This is a genomic window from uncultured Roseibium sp., assembly GCF_947499295.1.
In the GTDB taxonomy this organism is placed as follows: domain Bacteria; phylum Pseudomonadota; class Alphaproteobacteria; order Rhizobiales; family Stappiaceae; genus Roseibium.
Genome location: NZ_CANMNP010000053.1, coordinates 1 through 6,150 on the forward strand (window position 1 = coordinate 1; position 6,150 = coordinate 6,150).

Genomic DNA, 6,150 nt, shown 5'->3' on the forward strand with positions numbered 1-6,150 from the left:
CTCTTGGGGCGTGTGCTACGACCCCGCATCATAGGCTCAGGAGAGTGGCCGCCGGAATTACGCTATGTATTAGTCCTGGGTTAAACTGGGGTTCTTTCTGAACACCGCTGGTGACACGCCGACATAGCTTTGGAAACACTCATAGAACGACGAAAGCGAGCCAAAGCCACAGTCCATCGCTATGGCGAGTATCTTTTGGTCTGTTTCGACGAGAAGCATCTTTGCATGCACGATCCGGATATCCCGGATATGTTTCATGATCGTCCGGCCGAGAAACTTGCTGAACAGGGACACGGCATAGCTTTGTGAGACGCCCGCCGAAGCGGCCACATCGGCAATGGTGATCCGATTAATGAAATGAAGCGCAACAAACCTCAGCATTTTCTCGAAGTGTTGGATGGCGTTTCCGCCGATGAGGTTAGGCGGGACATTCGTCGGCGGCGCACGAAGTGTATTCCACCCCTCCAGCGCCATCCGAGAAAGCCGGGTGCTCACCTCCTGCGCATGCAGTCTTTGCCATGCAATCCCCTCATTGTCACGCTCATCGGCAAGACGTTTGGCCAAAGTCACGTCCCCTTTGTTTTTCGCCTTGGTTGCCAAAACCCGGCCGCTGAGGATCGCGTTTACGAACTCTGCAGGCAGGGTCCAACCCAGGAATTCGGATAGAGAGATGTAGATGTTTGTCATGACGCCGACATCGCGAACGCTCAGTTTGCTGTGCGGGTGCGCCGCCCAAAATATGCAGAATCGCTCGCGCGGTATTTCAATCTCATCCCCCGAAAAGGAATAAGTCATGTCGCATCCCATGAGAAAGTTGATCTCGATCGACGGATGAAAATGTGCAGGTTCCGGCGTTGTGCTGGATTGGCGTCTTTGTATGGAAAGACCGCGGTCGCTAGCTAGCAAATCCCAGTCAATATGGTCAGGTTGCTCTAGGTTAGTGAAATTTGATTGCCCCAAAGTATCGCTCCCTCACGCACGATGATCGAGGACCGTTTGGCATATACCGGAAGTTTATTCCAGTATTCTGGAAGAACTTGAGCACTTGTCCCGGTTCCATGTCCCCGAAATCACCACAGGGGAGCTCCAAATGAAAATCAATACCACAAGAATTCTTCTCGCCGCGGCGATGACGGCCTTTACCACAACGATGGCGAGTGCGACCACTCTCGAAGATGTCCGCGCGGCGGGTCAACTAAAGTGCGGCATACACGAAGGTCTCGCGGGCTTCGCAGCTCCAGATGCAAATGGAAAATGGCAAGGCCTTGATGTTGATATCTGCCGCGCCGTGGCCTCCTCCGTCTTTGGCAATTCCGAAGCGGTCGAGTACATTCCTGTCACCGGAGCGACTCGCTTCTCAGCTTTGGCGTCGGGTGAAATCGACATGTTGGCGCGCACGACGACTTGGACATTCTCGCGGGATACCGACCTCAAGACCGAATTTGTCGGCGTCAACTTCTATGACGGTCAGGGCTTCATGGTTCCAGCAAGTCTTGGCATTTCATCCGCGCTCGAGCTTGATGGGACCACGGTTTGCGTCAATACCGGCACCACAACAGAACTTAACCTGGCCGAATACTTCCGCGCCAATGGCATGAGCTATGAGCCGGTTCCGCTTGAAACAGGCGCGGAAGCACAACAACAATTTCTGTCTGGGTCCTGCGACGTCTTCACGGGCGACGCCTCCGGGTTGGCCGCTAACCGTGCAACCTTCCCGAACCCAGACGAATACGTTGTCCTTCCAGAGATCATCTCGAAAGAGCCACTCGGGCCTGCAGTGCGCCACGGCGACAGCGAGTGGGAAGACATCGTGCGCTGGTCACTGAACGCGCTCATCACGGCTGAAGAGCTTGGTGTGACGTCCGAGAATGTAGAAGAGTTGGCGAGCAGTGTTAACAAGAACGCCGAAATCAACCGCCTGCTTGGCACCGAAGGCGATCTGGGCGCGATGCTTGGTGTTGAAGCCGACTGGGCCAAGACGATCATCATGTCAGTCGGTAACTACGGCGAGGTGTTTGAGCGCCATGTTGGCGTGAACACACCCATCGGTCTGGAGCGCGGGGTGAATGCGCTTTGGACGCAAGGCGGTCTGCTTTACAGCCCTCCATTCCGCTAAGAATTCTCCGAAGTTTGGGCCCGGAAATTTCCGCGTTCATCATTCTCCCATCTATTTCTTGTCCATGCTGCGATGCTCGCAGCACAGGCGTTGAAGCGTGTCTTTATGAGCACTATCGAACCATCACGAAAGCGAGGGTTTCGGCTCGGTCAGTTGGTCTATGATACCCGCTACCGGTCGAAGTCAATCCAGGTCATTGCGGCCATCGTGATCTTGGTATCGTTCTGGTGGCTCGGCTCGAACATCGTCGGAAACCTGGCGGCACTCGGAAAAGACTTCAACCTTGCCTTTCTTGGCGCGCCTGCCGGGTACGACATCAATCAGACGCTTATTCCCTACGACAATCGAATGAGCCATGGGCGCGCGGCGGTTGTTGGCATTCTCAACACTCTATTGGTGTCGTTCTTAGGCTGTATCGCTGCGACAGTGATAGGCATCTTAGTCGGGGTTCTTCGTCTCTCAGACAATTGGGTGATCAATAGACTGGCTGCGGTTTACGTCGAAGCATTTCGCAGTATCCCGCTCCTGCTTTGGATCGTGTCCATTTTCGCGATCCTGTCGGAGGCAATGCCACAGCCAAGAGACTTTCGCGGCGACGATGCAACGGCATCCATGCAACTCTTTGACTCAGTCGCTGTAACGGCACGTGGTGTCTATGTCCCGCGGGTCGCCTTCACCAATTCCCTTAGCGGTAACGAAGCTGTCATTCCGCGCGAGAACCTCGCTGCGGTTGCCTCCGGTAGCGCAGACTGGGCGATCATCGTCGCGACCATTGCTGTTGGCCTTGTAGTCAGCCTAGGCATCAAGGCCTTTGTCGACCGCAAGCAAATCATGACCGGACAAAGACCTGTCACTTGGTACTGGCTGGCCGCAGTGCTTATCTTGCCCGTCCTGGTGGCGCTCTACGTTCTTGGAGCAACAGTTGTGCAGCCCTATCTCAAAGGGTTCAATTTCACTGACGGCATTTTCATCCGAAAGTCACTTTTCGCATTGTGGCTGGCACTTTCGCTCTACACTGGCGCTTTCATCGCTGAAATCGTGCGCGGTGGCATTCAGTCTGTTGGGAAAGGTCAAAGGGAAGCTGCAGCTGCTTTGGGTCTACAATCCAATCGGATCATGCAACTCGTGATCCTGCCACAAGCGCTGCGCGTGATCATTCCGCCGCTGATCTCGAACTACCTGAGCTTGGCAAAGAACTCCTCTTTGGCGCTTGCTGTCGGCTACATGGATGTCCGGGCGACCTTGGGTGGCATAACGATCAACCAGACAGGCCGCGAGCTGGAGGGCATGTTGCTTCTGGGGCTGTTCTACTTGTTTCTGTCGCTTCTGATTTCGGGGATCATCAATCTCTACAACCGCTCCAAACAGTTGAAGGAGCGATAGGATGCCTGGAAACCAATTATCACAAGCCTTCGTCCGCACAGGCATGCTTGATGCAAAGCAACCCCCTGCCGGTGAAACCGGTTTGATCCTTTGGATCCGCAAGAACCTGCTATCGAGCTGGCTCAACATTATTCTAACGGTCTTGGTTGCCTATGCTGCACTTCGTCTTGCGCTCGGACTTTGGCCATGGTTTTCCAATAGCGTTTGGCAGGCGTCCTCCTTGGCAGATTGCCGTACCATCCTTGCAGAACAGGGCCTTGGCCCAACGGATGGGGCATGCTTTGCCGTCGTAACGGATCGGTGGCATCAGCTCATATTTGGGTTTTATCCCACTGATTTGTACTGGCGGCCGATCTTGGCAATGATTCTCTTTCTGGGCGGGATAGCTCCCATCCTGTTCTTTTCGTTGCCAAGATCGTTGCTAATTTTTTCTTGTCTGGCACCCTTTGTTTGTTTCTGGTTGCTGTGGGGCGGCACGGCGTGGCTGCCTCTGCTGATAGTGGCCGGTCTCGCGGGAGGCTATGCTTTAACCCGTTTCGTCGGAGCGGTGATTAGTCCAACGCTGACCGGATTAGTGACACTCGCCCTGCTGATCGGGTTCTTCTGGTTCGGCTTGATGCCACTTGTTGGGCTCATGGAAGCGGGTCTCTCACTCAGCATTCGTCCCGTCGCGTCGCGCGAGTTCGGTGGTTTCATGTTGGCCGCAACCATTGGTCTGTCCGCCATCGTGCTGTCACTCCCGCTGGGTGTTTTGCTGGCACTCGCGCGACAATCAGATCTGCCTCTGATCAAGTGGTCAGCCATCATCTTCATTGAAGTTGTACGCGGCGTTCCACTGATCGTTTGGCTGTTCACAGCACAGCTTTTACTAAATTATTTCCTACCGCCGGGGACCAGCTTTGACCTTACCTTGCGCGTTATCATTATGGTCACTCTTTTTGCCGCAGCCTATATCGCTGAAGTCATACGCGGAGGTCTCGTTGCCCTACCCAAGGGGCAACATGAGGGTGCTGTGAGTCTAGGCTTAAGCTACTGGCAGTCGAGGCGCCTGATCATCTTGCCGCAGGCTTTGAAAATCTCGATCCCCGGCATCGTCAACGAGTTCATTGGGCTCTTCAAAGATACGACGCTTGTCGTCTTTATCGGACTTCTTGACCCGATTGGCGTAACCCGCGCGATCCGGGCAACGCCCGAGTGGAACGGCGTCTATTGGGAGCTGTTTATCTTTGTTGGGCTTCTCTTCTATGTCGTTTGCTACGCGATGGCCCGGTACTCTCTCCATCTCGAAAACCTGCTGCGCAGGGACAATTACTGACGGAATTCAACTCATGCAGCCCATCGTCGCTATCGTCGCTGACGCCCGCGAATTCGACAACGAAGACTGGCATTGCGTGCCGGATCAATACATGGATGCGTTGTCGAAGGTTTCCAACGTCTTGCCGATTTTCATACCGGCATTGGGTGAGTTCGTGGATCACGCGTCGTTGCTGGACCGGGTCGACGGTGTGATGCTCACGGGGTCGAAGGCGAATGTGCATCCGTCCAATTTTGGAGTGAAACCTGACTCACGATATGAGCCTTACGATCTCCGGCGTGACGCGACATCCCTCCCTTTGGTTACTGCCAGCCTGGAAAGGGGAGTGCCGCTTCTCGCGCTGTGTCGTGGGATACAGGAACTCAACGTCGCATTGGGTGGGACGCTGCGACCTCTCATCCATGAAGAGCCGGATCGCCTGGATCATCGGGCGGCCGATGTTCTCGACAGAGACAAACAGTTCGAGATCAATCAGGAAGTAACAGCCCGCGAGGGTGGGTGCATCGCGGAACTCCTGGGACAGGAGTTCCGAACCAATTCGCTTCACAGCCAGGCACTTGATCGCGTGTCACCGAATCTACGGGTCGAGGCGGTGGCGGCCGACGGTACGGTGGAAGCCGTTTCTGTGATCGACGCCAAGAGCTTTGCGATTGGTGTACAGTGGCATCCCGAATATTGGGCGAAAACCGACGGTGCGTCGCGCGCAATCTTCGAAGCATTCGGTGACGCTGTGCGAGGGCGTCAAGGGTAGCGATTGTCGCTGTAGCATGGCCATATTGGCGCGTTCCCAGTCAACCTGCAGAAATTGTCAACGTGGGCTCAAAGAGGACTTTCCCACTCGTTCCTACACCCAATGTATGATAGCCTGGCTTCGCGCTGCGGTGGTGGTGGAGGCGCGATTGTTTGAAGCTTATCTTACCGTGACACCACCATGATAGTCTTATCGATCATCGTTGCACTTGTTGCGATCGGCGCGGTTTTTTGGTTGCTGCTTTCGCGCCACCAGTTTTCGCCGGTGTGGCAGCTGGAACGTGGGCTTACCAATCTGGAGCAGGCCTGCCGGGCAGCGTTCTTATCGCGCTTGTCAGCCCGGTGCTTGTGGTCGGCATCGGGCTTTTCCTGATCCTGGTCGCCCGACCTGTGTGGCTGAAATTTGCCGTAACGCTCGCGTTCATCGCTCCCGCTTTGATCGCCGGTTATTGCGCAACCCATGGCATTGCGAAACATCTGATACCGACTGAGACGTGGCAGCATGTATTCTTAGAGCCAGATTTAAAAGTAGTTGAGTGATATCAACGAGTTGTGATTCAACCGTCTTTGTCGAGAAGATGGAGGA

The 6,150-nt window shown here is 54.8% G+C and carries 6 protein-coding genes; 4 read left to right on the forward strand and 2 right to left on the reverse strand.

Annotated features, from left to right (window positions below):
• Nucleotides 1-69 precede the first annotated feature (69 nt).
• Entirely contained in the window at nucleotides 70-960 is an 891-nt protein-coding gene (locus Q0835_RS29050) for a helix-turn-helix domain-containing protein (RefSeq protein ID WP_298966818.1), read from the reverse strand.
• A 130-nt stretch (nucleotides 961-1,090) separates the two neighbouring features.
• On the opposite strand from Q0835_RS29050, the gene Q0835_RS29055 reads away from it, so the two are divergent.
• The 4 genes from Q0835_RS29055 (at nucleotide 1,091) to Q0835_RS29070 (ending at nucleotide 5,565) form a co-directional block, all read left to right on the forward strand.
• Nucleotides 1,091-2,116 (forward strand): amino acid ABC transporter substrate-binding protein, encoded by a 1,026-nt coding sequence (locus Q0835_RS29055; protein WP_298966820.1) that lies wholly within the window; start codon nucleotides 1,091-1,093, stop codon nucleotides 2,114-2,116.
• A gap of 105 nt (nucleotides 2,117-2,221) precedes the next feature.
• Nucleotides 2,222-3,499, forward strand: a complete 1,278-nt coding sequence (locus Q0835_RS29060) for an ABC transporter permease subunit (RefSeq protein ID WP_298966822.1) — start codon at nucleotides 2,222-2,224, stop codon at nucleotides 3,497-3,499.
• Nucleotide 3,500: 1 nt separating this feature from the next.
• Nucleotides 3,501-4,814, forward strand: coding sequence for an amino acid ABC transporter permease (locus Q0835_RS29065; RefSeq protein WP_298966825.1), 1,314 nt, complete (start codon nucleotides 3,501-3,503; stop codon nucleotides 4,812-4,814).
• Between the two features lie 13 nt (nucleotides 4,815-4,827).
• Nucleotides 4,828-5,565, forward strand: a complete 738-nt coding sequence (locus Q0835_RS29070) for a gamma-glutamyl-gamma-aminobutyrate hydrolase family protein (RefSeq protein WP_298966828.1) — start codon at nucleotides 4,828-4,830, stop codon at nucleotides 5,563-5,565.
• A 164-nt stretch (nucleotides 5,566-5,729) separates the two neighbouring features.
• Here the strand turns inward: Q0835_RS29070 and Q0835_RS29075 are convergent, their stop codons facing one another.
• Nucleotides 5,730-6,068 (reverse strand): hypothetical protein, encoded by a 339-nt coding sequence (locus Q0835_RS29075; RefSeq protein WP_298966831.1) that lies wholly within the window; start codon nucleotides 6,066-6,068, stop codon nucleotides 5,730-5,732.
• Nucleotides 6,069-6,150: the final 82 nt, after the last annotated feature.

Coding starts and splice junctions, on each gene's coding strand:
- Q0835_RS29055 (WP_298966820.1), top strand. CDS start 1,091: ATGAAAATCAATACCACAAGAATTCTTCTCGCCGCGGCGATGACGGCC.
- Q0835_RS29060 (WP_298966822.1), top strand. CDS start 2,222: ATGAGCACTATCGAACCATCACGAAAGCGAGGGTTTCGGCTCGGTCAG.
- Q0835_RS29065 (WP_298966825.1), top strand. CDS start 3,501: ATGCCTGGAAACCAATTATCACAAGCCTTCGTCCGCACAGGCATGCTT.
- Q0835_RS29070 (WP_298966828.1), top strand. CDS start 4,828: ATGCAGCCCATCGTCGCTATCGTCGCTGACGCCCGCGAATTCGACAAC.
- Q0835_RS29075 (WP_298966831.1), bottom strand. CDS start 6,068: ATGCTGCCACGTCTCAGTCGGTATCAGATGTTTCGCAATGCCATGGGT.